Source organism: Polaromonas sp. (assembly GCF_013817205.1).
In the GTDB taxonomy this organism is placed as follows: Bacteria; Pseudomonadota; Gammaproteobacteria; order Burkholderiales; family Burkholderiaceae_C; genus Polaromonas.
On record NZ_JACDDD010000026.1, the window covers coordinates 1 to 21347 of the forward strand.

23 protein-coding genes and 1 pseudogene are annotated in these 21347 nt (G+C 61.7%); 20 read left to right on the forward strand and 4 right to left on the reverse strand.

Annotation, left to right across the window (positions count from 1 at the left end):
* From H0W47_RS08030 to H0W47_RS08045, 4 genes and pseudogenes are all read right to left on the reverse strand, one after another.
* A partial coding sequence (locus H0W47_RS08030; RefSeq protein WP_296922845.1) for a TRAP transporter large permease occupies window positions 1-820 on the reverse strand: 820 nt, incomplete at its 3' end.
* Window positions 821-829: 9 nt separating this feature from the next.
* A complete protein-coding gene (locus H0W47_RS08035) occupies window positions 830-1405 on the reverse strand; it encodes a TRAP transporter small permease (protein WP_296922848.1) in 576 nt (191 codons plus the stop codon).
* A 91-nt stretch (window positions 1406-1496) separates the two neighbouring features.
* Window positions 1497-2495 (reverse strand): annotated as a pseudogene (locus H0W47_RS08040) (sialic acid TRAP transporter substrate-binding protein SiaP).
* 78 nt (window positions 2496-2573) lie between these two features.
* Window positions 2574-3335: a FadR/GntR family transcriptional regulator gene (locus H0W47_RS08045; RefSeq protein WP_296922851.1), complete on the reverse strand. Its 762-nt coding sequence runs from the start codon at window positions 3333-3335 to the stop codon at window positions 2574-2576.
* Window positions 3336-3479: 144 nt separating this feature from the next.
* Between H0W47_RS08045 and H0W47_RS08050 the strand changes: the two genes are divergently transcribed.
* The 20 genes from H0W47_RS08050 (at window position 3480) to H0W47_RS08145 (ending at window position 21280) form a co-directional block, all read left to right on the forward strand.
* Window positions 3480-4223, forward strand: a complete 744-nt coding sequence (locus tag H0W47_RS08050; protein WP_296922854.1) for an SDR family oxidoreductase — start codon at window positions 3480-3482, stop codon at window positions 4221-4223.
* On the forward strand, window positions 4220-4966 hold the full coding sequence (locus tag H0W47_RS08055; protein WP_296922856.1) for an SDR family NAD(P)-dependent oxidoreductase: 747 nt from the start codon (window positions 4220-4222) through the stop codon (window positions 4964-4966). The genes H0W47_RS08050 and H0W47_RS08055 overlap by 4 nt, the downstream gene beginning before the upstream one ends.
* A gap of 40 nt (window positions 4967-5006) precedes the next feature.
* Window positions 5007-5855 (forward strand): fumarylacetoacetate hydrolase family protein, encoded by an 849-nt coding sequence (locus H0W47_RS08060; protein ID WP_296922859.1) that lies wholly within the window; start codon window positions 5007-5009, stop codon window positions 5853-5855.
* Between the two features lie 106 nt (window positions 5856-5961).
* Window positions 5962-6111, forward strand: a complete 150-nt coding sequence (locus tag H0W47_RS08065; RefSeq protein WP_296922862.1) for a hypothetical protein — start codon at window positions 5962-5964, stop codon at window positions 6109-6111.
* A 218-nt stretch (window positions 6112-6329) separates the two neighbouring features.
* Entirely contained in the window at window positions 6330-7040 is a 711-nt protein-coding gene (locus H0W47_RS08070) for a TetR/AcrR family transcriptional regulator (RefSeq protein WP_296922866.1), read from the forward strand.
* 24 nt (window positions 7041-7064) lie between these two features.
* A complete protein-coding gene (locus H0W47_RS08075; RefSeq protein ID WP_296922869.1) occupies window positions 7065-8861 on the forward strand; it encodes an acyl-CoA dehydrogenase C-terminal domain-containing protein in 1797 nt (598 codons plus the stop codon).
* A 46-nt stretch (window positions 8862-8907) separates the two neighbouring features.
* A complete protein-coding gene (locus H0W47_RS08080; protein ID WP_296922871.1) occupies window positions 8908-9342 on the forward strand; it encodes a DUF2147 domain-containing protein in 435 nt (144 codons plus the stop codon).
* A 148-nt stretch (window positions 9343-9490) separates the two neighbouring features.
* The gene (locus tag H0W47_RS08085) at window positions 9491-11905 is read left to right on the forward strand and encodes a 3-hydroxyacyl-CoA dehydrogenase/enoyl-CoA hydratase family protein (RefSeq protein WP_296922874.1); all 2415 of its coding nucleotides are present in this window, start codon (window positions 9491-9493) and stop codon (window positions 11903-11905) included.
* A 162-nt stretch (window positions 11906-12067) separates the two neighbouring features.
* Window positions 12068-12574, forward strand: coding sequence for a DUF4442 domain-containing protein (locus tag H0W47_RS08090; RefSeq protein ID WP_296922877.1), 507 nt, complete (start codon window positions 12068-12070; stop codon window positions 12572-12574).
* Window positions 12575-12599: 25 nt separating this feature from the next.
* On the forward strand, window positions 12600-13799 hold the full coding sequence (locus tag H0W47_RS08095) for an acetyl-CoA C-acyltransferase (RefSeq protein ID WP_296922879.1): 1200 nt from the start codon (window positions 12600-12602) through the stop codon (window positions 13797-13799).
* A 149-nt stretch (window positions 13800-13948) separates the two neighbouring features.
* Window positions 13949-14845: an alpha/beta fold hydrolase gene (locus H0W47_RS08100; protein WP_296922882.1), complete on the forward strand. Its 897-nt coding sequence runs from the start codon at window positions 13949-13951 to the stop codon at window positions 14843-14845.
* A gap of 27 nt (window positions 14846-14872) precedes the next feature.
* The gene (locus H0W47_RS08105) at window positions 14873-15682 is read left to right on the forward strand and encodes a thioesterase family protein (RefSeq protein WP_296922885.1); all 810 of its coding nucleotides are present in this window, start codon (window positions 14873-14875) and stop codon (window positions 15680-15682) included.
* A gap of 2 nt (window positions 15683-15684) precedes the next feature.
* Window positions 15685-16419 carry an SDR family oxidoreductase gene (locus H0W47_RS08110; protein ID WP_296922888.1) on the forward strand — a complete coding sequence of 245 codons (735 nt, stop codon included), beginning with the start codon at window positions 15685-15687 and terminating at the stop codon, window positions 16417-16419.
* A complete protein-coding gene (locus H0W47_RS08115) occupies window positions 16419-17015 on the forward strand; it encodes a 2-hydroxychromene-2-carboxylate isomerase (protein WP_296922891.1) in 597 nt (198 codons plus the stop codon). The genes H0W47_RS08110 and H0W47_RS08115 overlap by 1 nt, the downstream gene beginning before the upstream one ends.
* Window positions 17012-17779 (forward strand): enoyl-CoA hydratase, encoded by a 768-nt coding sequence (locus tag H0W47_RS08120; RefSeq protein WP_296922894.1) that lies wholly within the window; start codon window positions 17012-17014, stop codon window positions 17777-17779. Before H0W47_RS08115 ends, H0W47_RS08120 begins: the two co-directional genes overlap by 4 nt.
* 308 nt (window positions 17780-18087) lie before the next feature.
* Window positions 18088-18441, forward strand: coding sequence for a YciI family protein (locus tag H0W47_RS08125; protein WP_296922897.1), 354 nt, complete (start codon window positions 18088-18090; stop codon window positions 18439-18441).
* Window positions 18442-18588: 147 nt separating this feature from the next.
* The gene (locus H0W47_RS08130; RefSeq protein ID WP_296922901.1) at window positions 18589-19011 is read left to right on the forward strand and encodes a YciI family protein; all 423 of its coding nucleotides are present in this window, start codon (window positions 18589-18591) and stop codon (window positions 19009-19011) included.
* Between the two features lie 9 nt (window positions 19012-19020).
* Entirely contained in the window at window positions 19021-19563 is a 543-nt protein-coding gene (locus tag H0W47_RS08135) for an SRPBCC family protein (protein WP_296922904.1), read from the forward strand.
* A gap of 26 nt (window positions 19564-19589) precedes the next feature.
* Window positions 19590-20012, forward strand: a complete 423-nt coding sequence (locus tag H0W47_RS08140) for a VOC family protein (RefSeq protein WP_296922906.1) — start codon at window positions 19590-19592, stop codon at window positions 20010-20012.
* On the forward strand, window positions 20012-21280 hold the full coding sequence (locus tag H0W47_RS08145; protein WP_296922909.1) for an RNA polymerase sigma factor: 1269 nt from the start codon (window positions 20012-20014) through the stop codon (window positions 21278-21280). The genes H0W47_RS08140 and H0W47_RS08145 overlap by 1 nt, the downstream gene beginning before the upstream one ends.
* The last annotated feature ends 67 nt before the right edge of the window (window positions 21281-21347 follow it).

Sequence of the window (21347 nt, forward strand, 5' to 3'; positions counted from 1 at the left end):
AGATACCGGTGGTCATGCCGCCAATCAGCAGCACCGGCGTCATGATGGGCAGTACCGCGTGGAACTTGAAGAAGCGGTCCGCAGCAAACAGCGCGGCCAAGCACACCACCACGGTGATTTGCGCTGGCAGCCCACCCTTGACGATCAGCAGCCAGACCAGCACCGGCCATACGATCACCACGGCGGTCTCCGCCAGGGCCTTGATCACGCGCGGCCACTCGAACTTGATGTCGCCGCCCCAGCCGTTTTTGTGAGCGAAGTACGCCACTGTCAGCATCATCAGGATGGCCATCAACACGCCCGGCAGGATGCCAGCGAGGAACAGGGCGCCCACGCTGACATTGGCCATCATGCCGTAGATCACAAACGGCAGGCTGGGCGGAATGATGGGCCCGAGTGTGGCCGAAGCGGCGGTCACGCCGACGGCAAATTCCTTGCTGTAGCCGTGGTCGGTCATGGCTTTGACTTCGATGGTGCCCAAGCCGGCGGCGTCGGCAATCGCGGTACCGCTCATGCCGGCAAACACCACCGAGCCCACGATGTTGACGTGGCCCAGCCCGCCCTTGAGCCAGCCGACCAGCGCCAGCGCATAGTTGTAGATGCGGTTGGTGATGCCGGCGTTGTTCATCAGGTTGCCGGCGAGGATGAAAAAGGGCACGGCCAGCAGCGGGAAGCTGTCGATGCCGCTGATCATGCGGTGAATCACCACAAAGCTGGGCAGGTTGCCGGTCCACCAGATGTAGATCAGCGAGGAGCCGGCCATGGCGATAGCGACCGGAATGCCGCCGCTCATGAGCAGGAGAAAAATGATTTTGAGCATGAGGTGTTGTTATTTGTCGTCCATGGAGGACTCGGGGCGCTCCAGCACGGAGTAGCCGCGCTTGCGGTGAAACAGCGCGATCTGCACTGAGCGGAAGGTCATGGCCGCAAAACCGAGCAGGCATATGCCATAGACCCAGTTCATCGGCAAATCAACCATGGTCATGCGGGAATTGCTGCCGAGCTTGAGCATCATCATCAAGGTCAGGACGGTGGCCGCGGCGAAAAAGCCAACGCGCATCAGGTCCACAGCAGTGGCCATGACGCGGCCCATGGCTTTGGGCATGAACTTGTAGAAAAAATCCACCTGGATGTGGTTGTTCTTGATCACGCCGATGGTGGCGCCGGTGAACACCACCGCAATCAGCAGGTAACGCGCAATTTCTTCGGTCCAGGCGGCTGAATCGTTCATCACATAACGCGTGAAGAACTGGTAGAACACCGTCGCGCCCAGGATCCAGAAAAAGCCCAGTGCCACCCAGCCTTCCAGCGTGGTGCCCGAAAGGTCCACCGCGTCGTCCTGTACGTGGAACTCACCGTCTGCTCCCATCACGGGGGCCATGTCGTCAATGGTTTCTATCTTCATGATCTGCTGATCCTGGGCTGGTCGGCTGGTCGGCTGGTCGGCCGGGAAGGGGGCGGGCTGCCGCAGTCGGGCAGCCCGGTGTTGGCGCCGCTTACTTGATGGCGATGACGCGGTCCCAGTCCTTCTTTTCCAGCTTCATGGACTCGAAGGTGATGGCCTTGAGCACGCGCTGCTGAAAGTCGGCGCGGTCCACGGTCACGACGTTGTTGCCCTTCTTCTTGAACTCCTCGGCCAGTTCGCCTTCACGCTTGCGGATGTCGTTGGTAGCGTTGACAGCGGCTTCCTGCGTCACGTCGGTGAGGGTTTTCTGCTCGGCTGGCGACAGCTTGCCCCAGAGGCTGGGCGCGATCACGGTCAGTAGCGCGTCGGAGATGTGGCCCGTCAGGATGATGTTCTTCTGTACTTCAAAGAACTTTTTCGCTTCGATGGTCGGCAGCGGATTTTCCTGCGCGTCCACGGTCCCGTTCTGCAGCGCCAGGTAAACCTCGGCAAAGGCAATCGGCGTCGGGTTGGCGCCGCAGGCGCGGGGCAGGGCGGTGTAGGCGGGCGAATCAGGCACCCGCATCTTGATGCCTTTCATCTCGTCGCAGTTTTTGAACAGCTTGTTGCTGGTGGCGTGGCGCGCGCCGTAATAGGTCAATGCAGTCACGGTGTTGCCGGTGGCTTTTTTGTAGCCCTCGGTCAATTCCTTGAAGACATCACTCTTACCGTACTTCACCACGTGGTCCGCATCGCGGAAGGTGAACGGGTAGTAGCTGACGGCCAGGCGCGGATAGGAGTTGGAGGCAAAGGAGGCACCGGTCAGGATGATGTCGACCGTGCCCAGTTGCAGGCCCTGGTTGATGTCGCTTTCCTTGCCCAGGCTGGAGGCCGGGAAGACCTGGATCTCGTACTTGCCATTGGTGCGTTTTTTGAATTCCTCGCCGGCCCAGACCGACCATTTGTGGTAGGGCTCGGAGGTTTCATAAACGTGTGCCTATTTCAGCTTGGTCTGCGCATTTGCGATGCCAAAAGGGGTGGTAGCCCCCGCCAGTAGTGCGCAAGCAGCTATTGTTTTGAGAGCAATTCGTTTCTGGATCGGTGTCTTCATGGTGTCTCCTCTTGGGGGTGGTTACTGGCTTTCAAAGGGAAACGATGCACATGCCAGCCGTGCACCGCGGTTCGTGCGTCATTCGGCTTTCGCCAGGCTGGCGAAGGGCTCCTTGAGTTCTCGCGCCTGGCGCCAGCTCACGCTGAAGCGGGTGTGCGAGTTGTCCATGTGGGCATGCATGGCCAGTCGGGCGGCTGCGGCGTCGTGCTCACGCACCGCCTGCAGGATGGCCTCATGTTCATTAATGGCGGCGCTCCAGGATTCCAGGTTTTCAAAGTAACCACCCAGGCGCTCGAATAGCGGGCCGCGCCGCGAGTCCCAGAAGCGCTGAACGGTTTCAATCAGCACCACGTTGTCCGACGATTCGACAATGGCGGTGTGAAAGGCCCGGTCGCCTTCCAGCGGCAACACGCCACGGGCGGCATCTTTTTTCATGACCTCCAGCGCCTTGCACATCGCGCCGATATGTTTGCGTTTGGCCTGCAGCGCCGCGATGGATGCGATCTCGCCTTCAATCACCCGGCGCGCGCGTATCAACTCCAGCGGCCCCCATTCATCGGGGGCAATCTGCGGCTGGCTGGCGGCAGCAGCGGCGGCATGGCTGCTGCGATCCAGCACATAGACGCCGGAGCCGGTACGCACCTCGACCCAGCCCTCGACTTCCATCGCGATCAGCGCCTCACGCACGGAAGGCCGGCTGACCCCGAGTTGCCGTGCAAGGTCGCGCTCGGCTGGAAGACGTGTGCCCACCGCAAACTCACCGGACGCGATAAGCGCGCGCAACTGCCCCGCGATCTGGCGGTACAAGCGTTGGGGTTCGACGGTTTGCAGCGGTGGCACGGAAAAAGAAGGATTAAGGGTTAGTCAGAATTGGACAAGTGGTAAGGCCAATTAATAATCCCATGAATCCCCGGCGGCAACATCCGGCAAAACCCTGTGCAGCGGGGTCTGCGGGTGCCGCTTTCGCAACAACAGGACACATCCATGAGACTCGAAGGAAAAACCGCGCTGGTCACCGCCGCCGGGCAGGGCATAGGTAAAGCCAGCGCGCTGGCCATGGCCGCAGAGGGCGCCCAGGTCTGGGCCACCGACGTGAATGAAGAACTGCTGGCCGCTTATGACGGCGTACCCAATATCCATGCGGTCGCGCTCAATGTGCTCGACAAGGCGGCGATTGCTAAAGTGATTGGCGACATGCCGGCGATACATGTGTTGTTCAACTGCGCAGGTTTTGTGCACGCCGGCTCCATCCTGCAGGCCACGGACGAGGAGTGGGAGTTCGCCTTCAACCTCAATGTGCGCTCGCAGTACTGGGCCATCCAGGCAGCGCTGCCGAAGATGTTGACCAACAACGGCGGCAAGGGCGGCGGCAGCATCATCAACATGGCCAGCGTCTGCAGCATCAAGGGCTTGCCGAACCGCTTTATATACAGCGCGTCCAAGGCGGCGGTGATAGGCCTCTCCAAAAGTGTGGCGGCAGACTTCGTGACCCAGGGCATACGCTGCAACGCGATCTGTCCCGGCACGGTCGACACGCCGTCCCTGCAGGACCGCATCAATGTGTTCGAGGACCCGGTCGAGGCGCGTAAGAACTTTGTCGCGCGTCAGCCCATGGGGCGGCTCGCGCAGGCACACGAGATCGCGCCGTTGGTCACCTTCCTGGCCAGCGATGAATCGGCGTTTGTGACCGGCCAGTCCTGGAGCATCGACGGCGGCATGACGATATGAACCAGCTCGACTTCGGCGACCGCCATGCGGTGGTCACCGGCGGGGCTACCGGCCTGGGATTCGCTATTGCCCAGCGTCTCATCGCGTCCGGCGGCAGCGTCACCCTGTGGGATCGCGACGAAGCGGTCGCTGGCAAGGCGGCCGCTTCGCTGGGCGCGCGGGCGTGGGCGGTGGCGGTGGATGTGTCGCAGCACGCCTCGGTTTGCGCCGCGGTTCAAGCGACGCTTCAACATGCGCCCCGGGTGGATGCCTTGGTCAACAGTGCCGGCGTGACCGGTCCCAACCTCAAGCTCTGGGACTACCCGGTGGAGGCATGGGAGCAGGTGATGGCCGTCAATCTCAACGGGCTGTTCCTGTGCTGTCGCGAATGGACGCCGCACCTGCGCGCCAATAACTATGGCCGCATCGTCAACATCGCGTCGGTGGCGGGCAAAGACGGCAACCCGAACGCCAGCGCCTACAGCGCCAGCAAGGCGGCGGTGATCGCGCTGACCAAGTCGCTGGGCAAGGAGCTGGCGGACACCGGCGTGCGCGTTAACTGTGTCACGCCAGCCGCCGTCAAGACCGCGATCTTCGACCAGATGAGTCCCGAACACATCGCCTTCATGTTGTCGAAAATTCCCATGGGGCGTTTCGGCACGCCGGAGGAAGTGGCTGCCATGGTGGGCTGGCTGTGCACCGAAGAATGTTCGTTCTCCACCGGCGCGGTATTCGACCTGTCCGGGGGCCGATCCACGTATTGATGCCCTCATTTGATTTGTTTTTACATAAAAAGGAAAAAATATGAAACTCGTTCGTTACGGCAACCCCGGCAAGGAAAAGCCCGGCCTGATTGATGCCGATGGCAAGCTGCGTGACCTCAGCGCGGTGGTCAAGGACATTGGGCCGGAGCAGTTAGGCGACGCCGCGTTGGCCAAATTGCGCAAGCTCAAGGCGGCCAATCTTCCGCTGGTGAAAGGTTCACCGCGCCTGGGCAGCCCGGTCGGCAATGTCGGAAAATTCATCGCCATCGGCCTGAATTACGCCGACCATGCGGCCGAATCCGGTCTGCCGATTCCGCCGGAGCCGGTGGTGTTCATGAAGGCCACCAGCTGCATCCAGGGCCCCAGTGACGCAGTGATGCTGCCCAAGGGCTCGGTCAAGACCGACTGGGAGGTCGAGCTCGGCGTGGTGATCGGTGCCCGGGCACGTTATGTGTCGCAAAAGGACGCGCTCAATTTTGTCGCCGGTTATTGCACCATCAACGATGTCAGCGAGCGCGAGTTCCAGATCGAGCGCGGCGGCACCTGGGACAAGGGCAAGGGCTGCGACACCTTCGGCCCGCTGGGCCCCTGGCTGGTGACGCGTGATGAGGTCCCCAATCCGCAAAAACTCGCCATGTGGCTGGACCTCAACGGCAAGCGCATGCAGACCGGCAATACAAAAACCATGATTTTCAGCGTGGCCAAGATCGTCAGTTACTGCAGTCAGTTCATGACCCTGCTGCCCGGCGACGTGATTACCACCGGCACGCCACCCGGCGTCGGTCTGGGCATGAAACCGCCGATGTACCTGAAAAAGGGCGATGTGATGAGGCTGGGCATCGAAGGCCTGGGTGAGCAGCGCCAGATCGTCGTGCCTTTCAAGCTGTGAGGCTTTCAGCTTCGCTTGCAGGGCGGGCCGCCAAGTAAACTGCGGCGCACGACCGACGCCTCCGATCTGCCTTTTTTTCTCGGGCAACACGCCGGCGGCGCGTCTGATGCGCGAGAAGGACGGGTCCGGCTCGCCGCTGGGCCTGCCGCAGCAGTGGCCGCCCCCGCTGCGTTCGGTGGTCAGCCTGATCCTGAACTCGGCCTTTCCCGTGTTCGTGGCCTGCGGGCCGGCCATGGCTGATCGCGGCCGGGTTTGAATGGTACCTGACCAAACCTGTCGACCCTGTGGAACTGTCTGCGGTCATCTCGAAACGCGCTTTTTAAGGGTTTCGGGTTTACCCTTGTTGGCCTTAGGCCCGACCCTCTATAAAGCCCGATTTTTTCCTGATTCGGGTTGACGGCACCGGTTTTGCGGCAAAATAGAACGGTCGTTCGTTTTTGTTGTCTTACACCTTTCTTCTTCCATCGCCCATCCATGTCTGTGACTGAACTTTCCTCCAAAGCCACCCGCTCCAGCGGGCGGGACGGCGGCCGTGCAGGCCAGGCCGGCCTGCAAAAAGGCCAGCAAACCAAGGCTGCCATTGTCGATGCCGCGCTCGGACTGGCCACGCAGATCGGCCTGGAAGGCCTGAGCATCGGTGCACTGGCCGAGGTCATGCACATGAGCAAGTCGGGGGTGTTTGCGCACTTCGGCTCACGTGAGGAACTGCAGATTTCCGTGATCCGCGAGTATTTCGCGCGGTTTGAGGAAGAAGTTTTTTATCCCGCCCTCAACGAGCCCAGAGGCTTGCCACGTGTGCAGGCCCTGTTCGGCAACTGGATGAAGCGCGTCGCGGTCGAGTTGCAGTCGGGCTGCATTTTTATCAGCGGCGCGGTGGAGTTTGACGACCGGCCCGGTCCGGTGCGCGACGCTCTGGCAACGTCGGTGCAGACCTGGCTGGCCGCCATGTATCGCGCTGTGGTGCTTGCCAAGGAGGCGGGGCACCTTCGCGCCGATGCCGACGAGCGCCAGATCGCCTTCGAGATCCATGGCCTGATCCTCGCGCTGCACTACGAAGCACGTTTTCTCAAGTCGCCGGGCTCCATCGAGCGGACGCTGCAGGCTTTCCAGAGCATTCTGGCGCGTTATGGCAACGTCGCCACCCTGGCGGGCGCACAACGCGCCATTCCCTCTTCTTCGGTTTAATTTCCCCTTCAAAAGGACGTCTCCATGCCTCAATACACCCCGCCACTGCGCGACATGCAATTTGTGATGCACGAAGTGCTCAAGGTCACTGACGAACTCAAGCCGATTGCCAAATACGCTGACGCCGACGTGGACACCATGAACGCCATCCTCGAAGAAGGAGGCAAGTTCGCCACGGAGGTGGTTCTGCCCCTCAACATCAGCGGTGACGAGGAGGGTTGCACGCTGGACCCGGTCACCCACGCCGTGACCACGCCCAAAGGCTTCAAGGAGGCCTACCACAAGTATGTTGAAGGCGGCTGGCCCGCCTTGAGTGGCGATACCGATTTTGGTGGCCAGGGCCTGCCGCTGGTGGTCAACCAGTGCTTCTACGAAATGCTGAACAGCGCCAACCAGGCCTGGACCATGTACCCCGGGCTGACCCATGGCGCGCATGCTGCGCTGCACGCCCATGGTACCGATGAGCAGAAGAAAACCTATCTGCAGAAAATGACCAGCGGCGAATGGACCGGCACCATGTGCCTGACCGAGCCACACTGCGGCACGGATCTGGGCCTCATGCGCACCAAGGCCGAACCGCAGGCCGACGGCACCTACAAGATCACCGGCAACAAGATTTTCATCAGCGCCGGCGAACACGACATGGCGGACAACATCATTCACCTCGTGCTGGCCCGCATTACCGACGCACCGCCCGGCATCAAGGGCGTCAGCCTGTTCATCGTGCCCAAATTCATGGTTAACCCGGACGGCACACCGGGTGCGCGCAATGGCATTTATTGTGGTGGCCTGGAGCACAAGATGGGCATCCACGGCAACGCAACCGCGCAGATCGTCATCGATGGCGCCACGGGCACGCTGGTGGGCCAGCCCAACAAAGGCATGCAAGGCATGTTTGTGATGATGAATGCGGCACGCCTGGGCGTGGGCAACCAGTCGCTGGGCCTGACCGAAGTGGCTTACCAGAACGCTCTCGCTTATGCCAAGGACCGCACCCAGATGCGTTCGCTGTCGGGCGTGAAAGCCAAGGACAAGACAGCCGACCCGATCATCGTGCACCCCGATGTGCGCAAGATGCTGCTGACCGCCAAGGCCTACGCTGAAGGCGGCCGGGCGCTGGCGATTTACTGTGCGGTGTTGCTGGACAAGGAGCATTACCATCCCGATGAACAGGTGCGCAAGGACAGCGGCGAGGTGTTGTCGCTGCTGACACCCATCGTCAAGGCTTTCCTCACCGACAACGGGCACATCTCCACCAACGCCTGCATGCAGGTCTTTGGCGGCCACGGCTTCATCAAGGAATGGGGCATGGAGCAGTTTGTGCGCGACAACCGCATCAACATGATCTACGAAGGCACCAACACCATCCAGTCGCTGGACCTGTTAGGCCGCAAGGTGCTGGGCAACAACGGCGCCACGCTCAAGAAGTTCGGCAAGATCATTGGCGCGCTGATTGCTGAAGAGGGAGTCAACGAGAAGATGGCCGAGTTCATCAACCCGCTGGCCTACCTGGCTGACCAGATGACCAAGTTCACAACGGAGCTGGGTTTCAAGGGTTTCCAGAACCCGGACGAGGTTGGTGCCGCTGCGGTGGACTATCTGCGCGTCGCAGGTCACCTGGTGTTCGGCTATTTCTGGGCTCGCATGGCGCAGGTTGCGCTGCGCGAAGTGGCTGCTGGCAACACCGACCCGTTCTACCAGGCCAAGCTGCAGACGGCGCGTTTTTACTTCGCCAAGCTCTTCCCTGAGACCGCGACGCTGATGCGCACAGCCCGCAGCGGCAGCAAGGCCTTGATGGATACCGACGCTGCGCTTGCCTGATGCCGGAATTTTCTCGAATTACAAGCGTTTTAACCCTGGAGCCCGTATGTACCGTGCGCTAATAGCTATTATTTTAGGAGCATCTTCGCTGTCGGCGCTGGCCCAGATGACGCCAGCGGGGCTGTGGCGCAACATCGACGACAAGACCGGCGAGGCGAAAGCCGAGATCCGGATTGTCGAATCCGGCGGTGTGTTCAGCGGCAAGATCGACAAGCGGCTCGGGAAGGACGTCAAGCCTGACGACACCTGCGACAAATGCAGCGATGAACGCAAGGACCAGCCCATCCTCGGCCTGGAGATCATCCGCGGCGCCAAAAAGGCGGAAGGCAAAGACGTTTGGGAGGGCGGCAAGATTCTTGACCCTGAAAACGGCCGCAACTACAGCCTGCGCCTGACACCCATCGAGGGCGGGAAAAAGCTGGAAGTGCGCGGCTCTTTCGGCCCCTTCGGACGGACCCAGACCTGGGTGCGTGTGCAGTAAATGGCCCACCCCGCCTGCGGCTCACTGCGTGTAGCCACATCCCCCCTTCCAGGGGCGACAGCTGTGGCCCGGCACAGCCGCTTCCACGCTGTCACTGGACTGGGATTCCGCACACGCAACGAAACAAATAATCCATAAGGAACGAAACATGTCACGTTTCCAAGTCAAAAAAGTCGCTGTTCTCGGCGCCGGTGTGATGGGTGCGCAAATCGCCGCGCATCTGGTCAACCTCAAAATCCCGGTGGTGCTGTTTGACCTGCCGGCCAAAGAAGGACCGAAAAACGGCATTGTGATCAAGGCCGTCGAAGGGCTGAAAAAAATCAAGCCGGCGCCTCTCGGTGTGCCGGAAGATGCGGCCCTGATTGGCCAGGCGAACTACGAGGAACACATGGATGTTCTGAAAGAGTGCGACCTGATCATCGAAGCGATTGCCGAGCGCATGGACTGGAAGACCGACCTGTACCACAAGATCGCGCCTTTCATTGCGGACGGCGCCATCGTCGCCAGCAACACCTCGGGCCTGTCCATCACCCAATTGAGCGAAGCGCTGCCTGAGTCCATCAAGCCACGTTTCTGCGGCATCCATTTTTTCAACCCGCCGCGCTACATGACGCTGGTCGAGCTCATCAACACGCCTACCACCGAACCCAAGGTGCTGGACGACCTCGAAGCCTTCGTGACCAGCGGCCTGGGCAAAGGTGTGATCCGCGCGCACGACACGCCCAACTTCATTGCCAACCGCGTGGGTATTGCCGGCATGCTGGCCACCATCAAGGAAGCCGAAAACTTTGGCTTGAGCTATGACGTGGTCGATGATCTGACCGGCAAGAAACTGGGACGCGCCAGCTCCGGCACCTTCCGCACCGCCGACGTGGTAGGCCTGGACACCATGGCGCATGTCATCAAGACGCTGCAGGACAACCTCGGCGAAGGCAAGACGCCAGACCCGTTTGAAAGCATGTACGGCACGCCGCCTGTGCTGGCGAAGTTGCTGGAATCGAAAAGCCTGGGCCAAAAAACCGGCGCCGGCTTTTACAAAAAAGTCGGCCGCGACATCATGCGGCTGGACCCGGAGAGCATGGAGTACGTCGCCGGTGGTGCCAAGGCCGACGAGGTGGTCGGCCGCATGCTCAAGAAGCCCGCGGGCGAACGCTTGAGATTGCTGCGCGAAGCCGAAGGCGCCGAGCCGCGTTTTCTATGGGCGATTTTGCGCGACCAGTTTCATTACGCTGCCGTGCACCTTGCCACCATTGCCGATACGGCGCGCGACATCGACTTTGCGATGCGCTGGGGTTTTGGTGCCAAGCAGGGTCCGTTCGAACTCTGGCAGGAAGCCGGCTGGCTGCAGGTGGCCAACTGGATCAAGGAAGACATAGATGCCGGAAAGGCCATCAGCGCCGCCCCCTTGCCGGACTGGGTCTTCAAGGGCCCGGTGGCTGACGCGGGTGGTGTGCACACGCCGGAAGGCTCGTGGAGCGCATCGGCGAAGAAGTTCATCGCGCGCCGCGAATTGCCGGTGTACGAGCGCCAGTTTTTCCCCGAGAACGTGTTGGGCTCGAATGCCCCGTCGTTCACGACGGCCGGCACCACGCTTCATGAAGACGATGCTATCCGCCTCTGGACGCTGGACGGCGACCAGGGCGACGTGGTCATCGCCAGCATCAAGACCAAGATGCACGCCATCAGCCCTGATGTTGTCGAAGGCCTGGCAATGGCGGTGGACCTTGCAGAGAAGAGTTACAAGGGCCTCGTGATCTGGTCCAACGACGAGATGTTCTCGGCCGGTGCCGACCTGCAGGCCATGTTGCCGGCCTTCATGATGGCTGGTGTATCGGCCGTGGAAGGTGCCGAGGCCGAGATGCAAAACGTCATGCTGAAACTGCGTTACGCGTCGGTGCCGGTGGTCTCAGCCGTGCGCGGCCTGGCGCTGGGCGGTGGCTGCGAGCTGGCGGTGTATTCAGCCAAACGCGTGGCGGCGATGGAAAGTTACATCGGCCTGGTCGAAGTCGGTGTGGGCCTGGTGCCCGGCGCCGGTGGCCTGACCTACATCGCGCGTCGAGCCGCCGAAAATGCCGCGACGTCGACCAACAAGGACGTGTTGCCTTTCCTGACCGAGGGTTTTACCGCCGCGGCCATGGCCAAGGTCGGCACCAGCGCGATTGAGAGTCGCAAGATCGGTTATCTGGAGGGCAGCGACGTGATCGTTCCGAACAAGGACGAGCTGCTGTACGTGGCGCTCAATGAAGCGCGCGCGCTGTTCAATGCAGGCTATCGCGCGCCCCACAAGCGGTTCTTCCCGGTGGTGGGCCGCAGCGGGTTGGCCACCATCAAGGGCCAGCTCGTGAACATGCGCGACGGCGGTTTTATCAGCGCGCACGACTTCCACATTGCCAGTCTGATCGCCAACGTGGTGTGCGGCGGCGACGTGGACGCCGGCTCGCTGGTGACAGAAGAATATCTGATGACGCTGGAGCGCAAGGCGTTTTGCTCATTGCTGGAGCACCCAAAAACGCAAGAGCGGATCATGGGAATGATGAGCACGGGCAAACCTGTGCGTAATTGATAAAGCTACTGCGGAGCCATCATGCGTCGTTGCAGCCCAGAACCAATCCTCACGTACAGAAGTACGTTCCGGTTGTTTCCGGGCGCCCGCGCCTAGCCTGATGGCTTCCTCGCTACGCTTTCTCAATCACGCACCTCACTTCGTTCAAACGATCAAATTTCCATGACCACTCATTCTCCTAACCGCCTCGAGCGCCAGCTGAACCGGCTGTCCGACGTGCCGGCCTTTGCGCGCGCCTGGTGTCGCGGGCTGGTGATGCACCGGGCCGTGCCTTTCACCGGAACGGCGGGGCTTGATTTTCTTGAGATGACGACCGGCCGAGTCGAGATCGGCATCAAGAACGAGAGGAAAGTGCAGAACCACATTGGCGGCATTCATGCTTCGGCGATGAATCTGCTGGCGGAAACCGCTACCGGCATGGTGGTGGGCATGAATGTGCGGGATGACTGTACGCCGCTGGCCAAGGAACTGAAGATGGCGTTCAAGAAGCGCGCTACCGGCGCGCTGCGCGCCGTGGCCACCTTGAGTGACGAACAGCGCGCCGCCATGCAGGCCAGCGACAAGGGTGAAGTGACCGTGGCGGTCACCGTGACGGATGAGGCCGGCGTGAACCCGGTCGAATGTGAATTTGTGTGGGCCTGGATTCCGTCCGGTCCACGAAAAAGTTAAGTAAAGAATCAAAGGAACTGACATCATGGCCAAACAAGTCCAGGAAGCCTACATCGTTGCAGCCACACGCACGCCCATTGGGCGATCGCACCGGGGTTTTTTTCGCAATACCCGTCCCGACGACCTGCTGGTCCGCGCGCTGCAGGCCGCGCTTGCGCAAGTGCCCACGCTGGACCCAAAAACGATTGAAGACATCATCTGCGGCTGCGCGATCCCCGAAGGCCCGCAGGGCCTGAACATTGCGCGTATTGGCGCGGTGCTGGCCGGCTTGCCGACCAGCGTGGGTGGCATCACCGTCAATCGTTTCTGCGCATCGGGCCTCTCCGCCATCCAGATGGCAGCGGACCGCATCCGTGTCGGCGAAGCCGACGTGATGATTGCTGCCGGCACCGAAAGCATGAGCATGGTGCCCATGTCGGGCAATTCGCCTTCGCTGTCGCCGGCCATGTTTGGCAACGATGAAAACATCGGCATTGCCTACGGCATGGGCCTGACAGCCGAGAAGGTTGCGCAGCAGTGGAAAGTCTCGCGCGATGCGCAAGACCAGTTTGCGCTTGAATCACACCAAAAAGCCATCAAGGCGCAGCAGGCGGGCGCGTTCACGGCCGAGATCACGCCGGTGGAGGTGACCGACCGTGCCCCCGATCTGGAAAGCGGTGAAGTCATCAGCAAGACCCGCAGCGTGAGTCTGGACGAGGGCCCACGCCCTGACACCTCGCTGGAAGGCCTGGCCAAACTCAAGACGGTGTTTGCCGCGCGCGGCTCGGTCACGGCGGGCAACAGCTCGCAAACTTCGGACGGTGCAGGCGCGCTGATCCTGGCCAGTGAAAAGGCGGTGAAGGAACACGGCCTCAAGCCGCTCGCGCGATTCGTCAGTTACGCGGCCAAAGGTGTGCCGCCACACATCATGGGCATAGGCCCCATCGAGGCGATCCCGGCCGCGTTGCGTTACGCAGGTTTGAAGCAGGACGATATCGACTGGTATGAACTGAATGAAGCCTTTGCCGCACAGTCGCTGGCGGTCATCAACACGCTGGGTTTGAATGCCGCGAAGGTAAACCCCATGGGCGGCGCGATTGCATTGGGCCATCCACTGGGCGCGACCGGCGCGATACGCGCCGCAACCGTGATCCATGCGCTGCATCGGCACCAGTTGAAGTACGGGATGGTGACGATGTGTGTGGGCATGGGGCAAGGCGCCGCCGGCATCTTCGAACGGGTGTGAGGCTACTGCGCGGGCGATCTGCGGCGTTGGTCCGGTGCTCCCCATCCTCACGTACCTGAAGTACGTTCCGGTGGGTCCGCTCCGGCCGCCTTGCAGCTCATCCCGCTCGCTACGCCCTGGTGGCTTTGTGGTTCGTTGGAGGAAAAGTCATGCAAAAGCAGGTTCTTGAATCGGGTACTTCACAACTCTCCTTGCGGGTCTACGAACCGACTGCGGCGGCGCGGGCCGGTGTGGTGATTGGCGGGGCCATGGGAGTGCGGCAGGACTACTACGCGCCGTTTGCCGAGTGGCTGTCGGGCCAGGGTTTTCGTGTCACGACCTTTGACTACCGGGGTTCCGGTGACTCGCTGCCCGGCACGCCCGACGGCAGCCTGCGCGGCTTCAAGGCCGATCTTTTTGATTGGGCCAGCGACTATGAAGCGGTCGTCGATTCGGCGAAGGTGGCTTTGCCGGATGCGCCGCTGTACCTGCTGGGCCACAGCCTGGGCGCGCAACTGCCGGGGTTACTGAAGAATCAGGGCAAGGTCGATGGCCTCGTCAGCATCGCCGCCGGCAGCGGCTACTGGCGCGACAACGCACCGCAGCTCAAGCGCATGGTGCTGTACTTCTGGTACGTGCTGGTGCCGCTGGCCACGCGCGTGTTCGGCTACTTTCCGGGGCGCAAGCTGAAGAAGGTCGGCGATCTGCCGGCCGGCGTGATGCTGCAGTGGCGCAAATGGTGTCTGAACCCGCAATACAGCGTGGGTGCGGAAGGCGAGGGCGCACGCCTGAGTTACGCGCAGGCGAGTTTTCCGGTACTGGCCTTGTCCATCACCGACGACGAACTGATGACCTGGCGCGGCACGCAAAACCTGATTAATCTGTATACCGGGGCTGCGCGTCGATTTGAGCGCATCACGCCAGCCGAGTTGGGGGTCAAACGGATCGGGCACTTCGGGTTTTTCCGCCAGCAGTTCAGCCAGAGCCTGTGGCCACGCACGGTGGGCATCCTGGAAGGCATGGCGACCCTGCCGGCTGCCGGTGGCGTCGCCGGCACGACTGCCTGATCGCCGCTACGGCGGCATACTTTGGCCATGAGCGCTCACCCCTTTGATGCAGCGGTTGCCCTGCAGCCGCAGGCCGACGGCACTTTTCTCGGCCATACGAGCGCGGCTTACGCCAACATGGTCGGCCCTTTCGGCGGCGTCACGGCGGCACAAGCACTTAACGCTGTGCTGCAGCATTCGCAGCGCCTGGGCGACCCGATTTCGCTGACGGTCAACTTTGCTGCAGCCCTGGACGACGGGCCGTTCATCGTGAGCGTGCGCCCGGCGCGTACCAACCGGTCGACCCAGCACTGGGTGATCGAGATGCAGCAGAACGGCGAGACGGTGCTGACAGGCACAGCCTTCTTCGGCCTGCGGCGTGAGACTTGGGGTGCCGACGAACACACGATGCCGGACGTTCCAGCAGCGGCCGAAGTGCCGCGTGCCACTGGCCCGGCGCGCGTGGAGTGGGTCAAGCGGTATGAAATGCGTTTTGCAGAAGGCGCGATTCCTGTCGAGTGGAGTGGCACCGACCAGGGCGTCAGCAGAACCCGACTGTGGCTGCGCGACGACCCGCCGCGCCTGCTGGATTTTGCGTCGCTGACTGCGCTATCGGATGTCTTTTTTCCGCGCGTCTGGAGTCGTCGTCCGTTGCTGGTGCCCATCGGGACCGTTTCCATGACGGTTTATTACCATGCCGACAACGCTTTGCTGCAGCGCACTGGCAGTGGCCACTTGCTGGGACAAACCCAGGCGCAGGCCTTTCGCAATGGCTACTTCGACCAGACGGCCCAGTTGTGGAATCAGGCCGGCAACTTGCTGGTGACGACACACCAGGTCGTCTATTACAAAGAGTGATCATGAACAAAGTAGCTCTCATCATTGGCGCGGGCGACGCCACCGGCGGTGCGGTTGCCCGGCGCTTTGCGCGCGAGGGCTACACCACCTGCGTGACGCGGCGCAGCCTGGACAAGCTGCAGCCGCTGCTCGAACAGATCCGCGCAGAAGGCGGCACGGCGCATGGCTTCGCCTCCGACGCTCGCAAGGAAGAAGAAGTGGTTGCGCTGGTCGAGCAGATCGAAAGCACGCTGGGCCCCATCGAGGTGCTGGTCTTCAACATTGGCGCCAATGCGCCCAGCAGCATCCTCGAAGAAAGCGCGCGCAAGTATTTCAAGATCTGGGAGATGGCCTGTTTCAGTGGTTTCCTCAACGGCCGTGAAGTCGCCAAACGCATGGTGCAGCGGGACGGTGATGGCCTCAAGGGCACCATCATCTTCACCGGCGCTACCGCATCGCTGCGCGGCGGCGCAAACTTCGCCGCGTTCTCGGGTGCCAAGATGGCCCTGCGCGCATTGGCGCAAAGCATGGCACGCGAACTTGGCCCGCGCGGCATCCATGTGGCCCATGTGGTGATCGATGGTGCCATCGATACCGCCTTCATCCGCGACAACTTCCCGGAGCGTTACGCGCTGAAGGCGGAGGACGGCATCCTCAACCCCGAGCACATCGCCGACACCTACTGGATGCTGCATCGCCAGCCGCGTGATGCCTGGACGCACGAGATGGACCTTCGGCCTTATATGGAGAAATTTTGATGACAAAAACCGTCGAGTTCTTTTTTGATGTGGGCAGCCCGGCCGCCTACATCGCCTGGAAGCAACTGCCACAGGTCTGCCGTGAAGCCGGCGCCACCATCGACTACAAACCAATGTTGCTCGGCGGTGTGTTCCATGCCACAGGCAACCATTCCCCCACCACCGTGCCCGCCGAGGGCCGCTATATGATGGACGACCTGGGCCGCTTTGCTGAGCGTTACGGCGTGCCCTTCGTCAACAACCCCTTTTTTCCGATCAATACGCTGACCCTGATGCGCGCCGCTGCCGGCCTGCAGATGCGTGACCCCGCCCGTTTTTTACCTTACGTGGAGGCGATGTACAGCGCCATCTGGGTAGATGCCAAAAACATGAATGATGCCGAGGTGGTCGGCGCCGTTTTTCAGGCTGCGGGTTTCGATCCCGGAGCCATGCTGGCGATGACGGCGGAGCCGATCGTGAAGGATCGCCTGAAGGCCATCACCCAGGAGGCTGTGGAGCGCGGCGTGTTCGGTGCGCCCACCTTCTTCATCGACGGCCAGATGCACTGGGGCCAGGACCGTCTCGATTTCGTCAAACAAGCACTGGAAACCAAATGAGTACAGACATCCTCAGCCACACCGAAGCCGGTGTGATGACCATCACCTTCAACCGGCCGGAGCGCAAAAACTCCATCACCTCCGCCATGTACGCCGCTCTGGCCGACGCAATGGCTGCCGCTGAAGCCGACGCTTCGGTGCGTGTGGTGCTGCTGCAGGGGCAGGAGTCCATCTTCTCCGCCGGCAACGACATCGGCGATTTCCTGAACAAGCCACCGGCCGGCATGGACTCGCCCGTGTTCCGCTTCCTGCGCGGCATCGCGGCCTTCCCCAAGCCGCTGATCGCCGCCGTCTGCGGTCCGGCCGTCGGCGTGGGCACGACCCTGCTGTTCCACTGCGACCTCGTCTACGCCGGGGACAACGCGGCGTTCTCCATGCCCTTTGTCAACCTGGGTCTGTGCCCTGAAGCGGCGTCCAGCCTGCTGGTGCCGCAGATGCTGGGTTACCATCGCGCTGCGGAAGCCTTGCTGCTGGGCGAACCCTTCATGGCCGAGGCCGCGCTCGAAGTCGGTCTGGTCAATCGCGTGGTGCCACCGACCGAGGCCAACGGCATCGCGCAGGCGATCGCGCGAAAGCTCGCCGCCAAGCCGCTGTCCTCGCTGGTCGAGACCAAGCGACTGATGAAGAAGGGTCAGCAGGCGCTGGTGGTCCAGCAGATGGCCGACGAAGGCGCGAGTTTCGGCCGCATGCTGCAGGAGCCCGCAGCCAAGGAAGCTTTCGGCGCGTTCATGGCAAAGCGCAAGCCGGATTTCAGCAAGGTCTGAAGTCGGCGTCCGCAGGACGGGGCCGGGCAGCGGAACGGGAGCTTGCCCCAAAAGCGCAAGCTGGATCCGGCAAAGTGTGAGATCGGCCATGCGCTGTGGGGAATCGACCCAGCCGGTGCGCAGCAGCTTTTCGCAGGTGTTGAACCTCGTAGCCATGAATTTGTGCATCGAATTGGCAGTCAGCCCTCGCCCCGCGGGCGCAAGCAGCTATCAAATTAATAGCAATTGGTGGCTGTGCCGGCGCCGCAGTGTGGCCTTTCCAGGGGCACGGCATACTGCACTCCTGACTTTTCGAAGGACGCCGATCCATGCCGTATATGTTGTTGATTCACGAACCCATCGGTCAGCGCCAGACACTCGGCGAAGCCGAAGGCCGCGTCGTCTACGGGCGCATGCTGGATTTTGCGGCTGACCTGAAGGCGCGCGGCTTGCTGCTGGCCACCGAATCCCTGCTCTCCCAGGACCAGGCGTCGCGCGTGCAGGTGCGCGGCGGGCGGGTCAGCGTGCTTGATGGACCTTTTGCCGAGGCCAAGGAAATGGTCGGCGGGTTCTTCCTGCTGGCTTGCGACACCCGTGAGGAAGCCCTTGCCATCGCCAGCCAGTGTCCGGCAGCCGAATGGGCAACCGTGGAAGTGCGCGGACTGGGGCCCTGCTTCGCCTGATGTGAGCTGGTCTGCCCAAGTCCGGAAAAATTTCAAATTTTTCTTGAAGCCTGTCGATTTAGCGTTTCTTGCTTCGTCGTGGAGGTAGATGCTGCCGTTTTGCGGGCCGTCCGGCCCCCGGCTTCGTTTCTTACCAAGGAAAAGTCCATGCGATTCATGATCATCGTCAAGTCCACGCCCGAATTCGAGGCCGAACCGACTCCCATGCCGGACGAGCAGCTGATGGCTGCCATGGCCGGGTTTCACGAGGAACTGGCCAAGGCCGGCGTGCTGCTGGACGCCAGCGGCCTGCAACCCAGCCGCAAGGGCTGGCGTATCCAGTACGCTGGCGGCAGGCGCACCGTGATCGACGGCCCGTTTGCCGAGGCCAAAGAGTTGATTGCCGGTTTCACCACCATCCAGGTGCGCAGCCGGGAAGAGGCGCTGGAATGGTCGCGCCGTTATCCCAACCCGGTTGGCGAAAACGCCCCTGCGGAGATCGAGGTGCGCCAGCTTTATGAGCTCGATGACTTCGAGCCCAGCGCGCAGGTCGAGCGTTTTCGCGAGATGAACACGCCTAGCCAGAAGTAAGGAGCCGCCATGATCAAGACCACCCTTTTGAGCCTGCTCGGCGTGTTGCTGCTGGCCGTCGCCGTCATCGCGCTCATCGCCTCCCAGCGGCCCGACACCTTCCGTGTGGCGCGCAGCACCAGCATTGCCGCGCCCGCCGACCGGATTTTTCCCCTGATCAACGACGTGCAGGCTTTCAACAGCTGGAACCCCTATGCGGTGAAGGATCCGGACATGACAGGCAGCTACCGCGGCCCGGCCGTTGGCCCTGGCGCCCATTACGACTTTCAAAGCAAAAAGGCCGGTAGCGGCAGCTTCGAGATCGTGCAGGCGAACGCACCGTCCCAGGTGCAGATGCGCCTGCTCATGACAGCGCCCTTCAAGGTCGACAACGTCATCACGTTTTCGCTGCTGCCCGAGGGCCAGACCACCCAGGCCACCTGGGCCATGGAAGGCCCGGCGCCTTTTCTGTCAAAGTTCATGGGCGTGATCTTCAACATGGACAAGATGATTGGTACCGACTTCGAAGTCGGTCTTTCCCGGCTCAAGGCCAAAGTAGAAAAAACCAGCTAACCCTTTCAAACTTTCAAGGACTTCACATGTCACAGCAAATCTTCATCAACCTTCCCATCAAGAACATGGAGCGTTCGAAAGCCTTTTTCGGCGCGCTGGGTTACAGCTTCAATCCGCAGTTCACCAACGACCAGGGCGCCTGTATGGTCGTGCAGGAGGGCGGTATTTACGTCATGCTGTTGGTAGAAAGCTTTTTTCAGACCTTTACGAAAAAAGCGATTGCAGACACAAGCAAGACCACAGAGGTTCTGTTGTGTCTTTCGTGCGAAAGCCGGGCCGGTGTGGACGAGATGGTGCGCAAGGCGCTGGCTGCTGGCGGCAAAGCACCCAACGCGCCGCAAGACCACGGTTTCATGTACGCCCATGGTTTCGAAGACCTCGATGGACACATCTGGGAGCTTGCCTACATGGACATGGCCGCCGCACCGGCCACACCCCAGCAAGCCTGATGCATTCGGCCACGCACCAGGCGATTGCGGCAGTCTGGCGCATCGAGTCGGCGAAGATCGTTGCGGTGGTGGCCCGCATGGTGCGCGATATTGGCCTGGCCGAAGAGCTGGCGCAAGACGCACTGGTGTCTGCGCTGGAGCATTGGCCCACCGGCGGCGTGCCGGACAATCCGGGCGCCTGGCTGATGGCCACCGCCAAAAACCGGGCTCTCGACTGGCTGCGCCGCGAGAAGGTTTTGCAAGGCAAGTTAGAGCAAATCGGAAGCGACATGGAAGCGCTGGAGGCCACCGTGGTGCCAGACTTTGTAGATGCACTTGATGCGTCGCGGCAAGATGACATCGGCGACGATTTGCTGCGGCTGATTTTTACCGCCTGCCACCCGGTGCTTTCCACGGATGCGCGTGTGGCTCTCACCCTGAAGCTGCTGGGCGGGCTCACGACCCACGAAATAGCGCGGGCTTTTCTGGTGCCTGAGCCGACGATTGCGCAGCGCATCACACGCGCCAAACGCACGCTTTATGATGCACAGGTGCCATTTGAACTGCCGCGCGCTGAAGCGCTGGGCGATCGCCTGGCCTCGGTCCTCGAAGTGGTTTACCTGGTTTTCAACGAGGGCTACACCGCCACTGCCGGCGATGACTGGATGCGGCCCGTGCTCACCGACGAGGCGCTGCGGCTGGGCCGTATGCTGGCAGAGCTTGCGCCGGACGAGGCAGAGGCGCTCGGGTTGATTGCGTTGATGGAATTGCAGGCATCGCGCACTGCGGCGCGGGTTGACGCAGAGGGTCGTCCGGTACTGCTGCTCGATCAGGACCGCAGCCGCTGGGACCGCCTGTTGATCCGTCGCGGCTTGAGCGCGCTGGGGCGTGCCGCCGCGTTGGCAGGCGCACGGGGCCCTTATGTGCTGCAGGCCGAAATCGCCGCGTGTCATGCGCGCGCTCCCACGGGTGAGGCGACGGATTGGGCGGGCATCGCTGCCCTGTACGACGAGTTGGCACATGTTGCTCCTTCGCCGGTGGTGGAGATCAACCGCGCCGTTGCCGTCGGTATGGCCCAGGGACCAGCCGCCGGGTTGGTCATTGTTGATGCGCTGCGCGATGCGCCATCACTACAGGCTTACCAATGGCTGCCCAGCGTGCGCGGCGACCTCCTCGCCAAACTGGGTCGCAACAAAGAAGCGCGGGCAGAGTTTGAACGCGCGGCGGCACTGGCGCGTAATGTTCGTGAGCGGGAGTTGTTGCTGGAGCGTGCACGCGGACTGGGGTAGCACTTTTCAACGGCATGTCCGAAAGCAGCGAGTCGGTTTGGCGGTGCAGACCTAAGCTTGTGTTTTG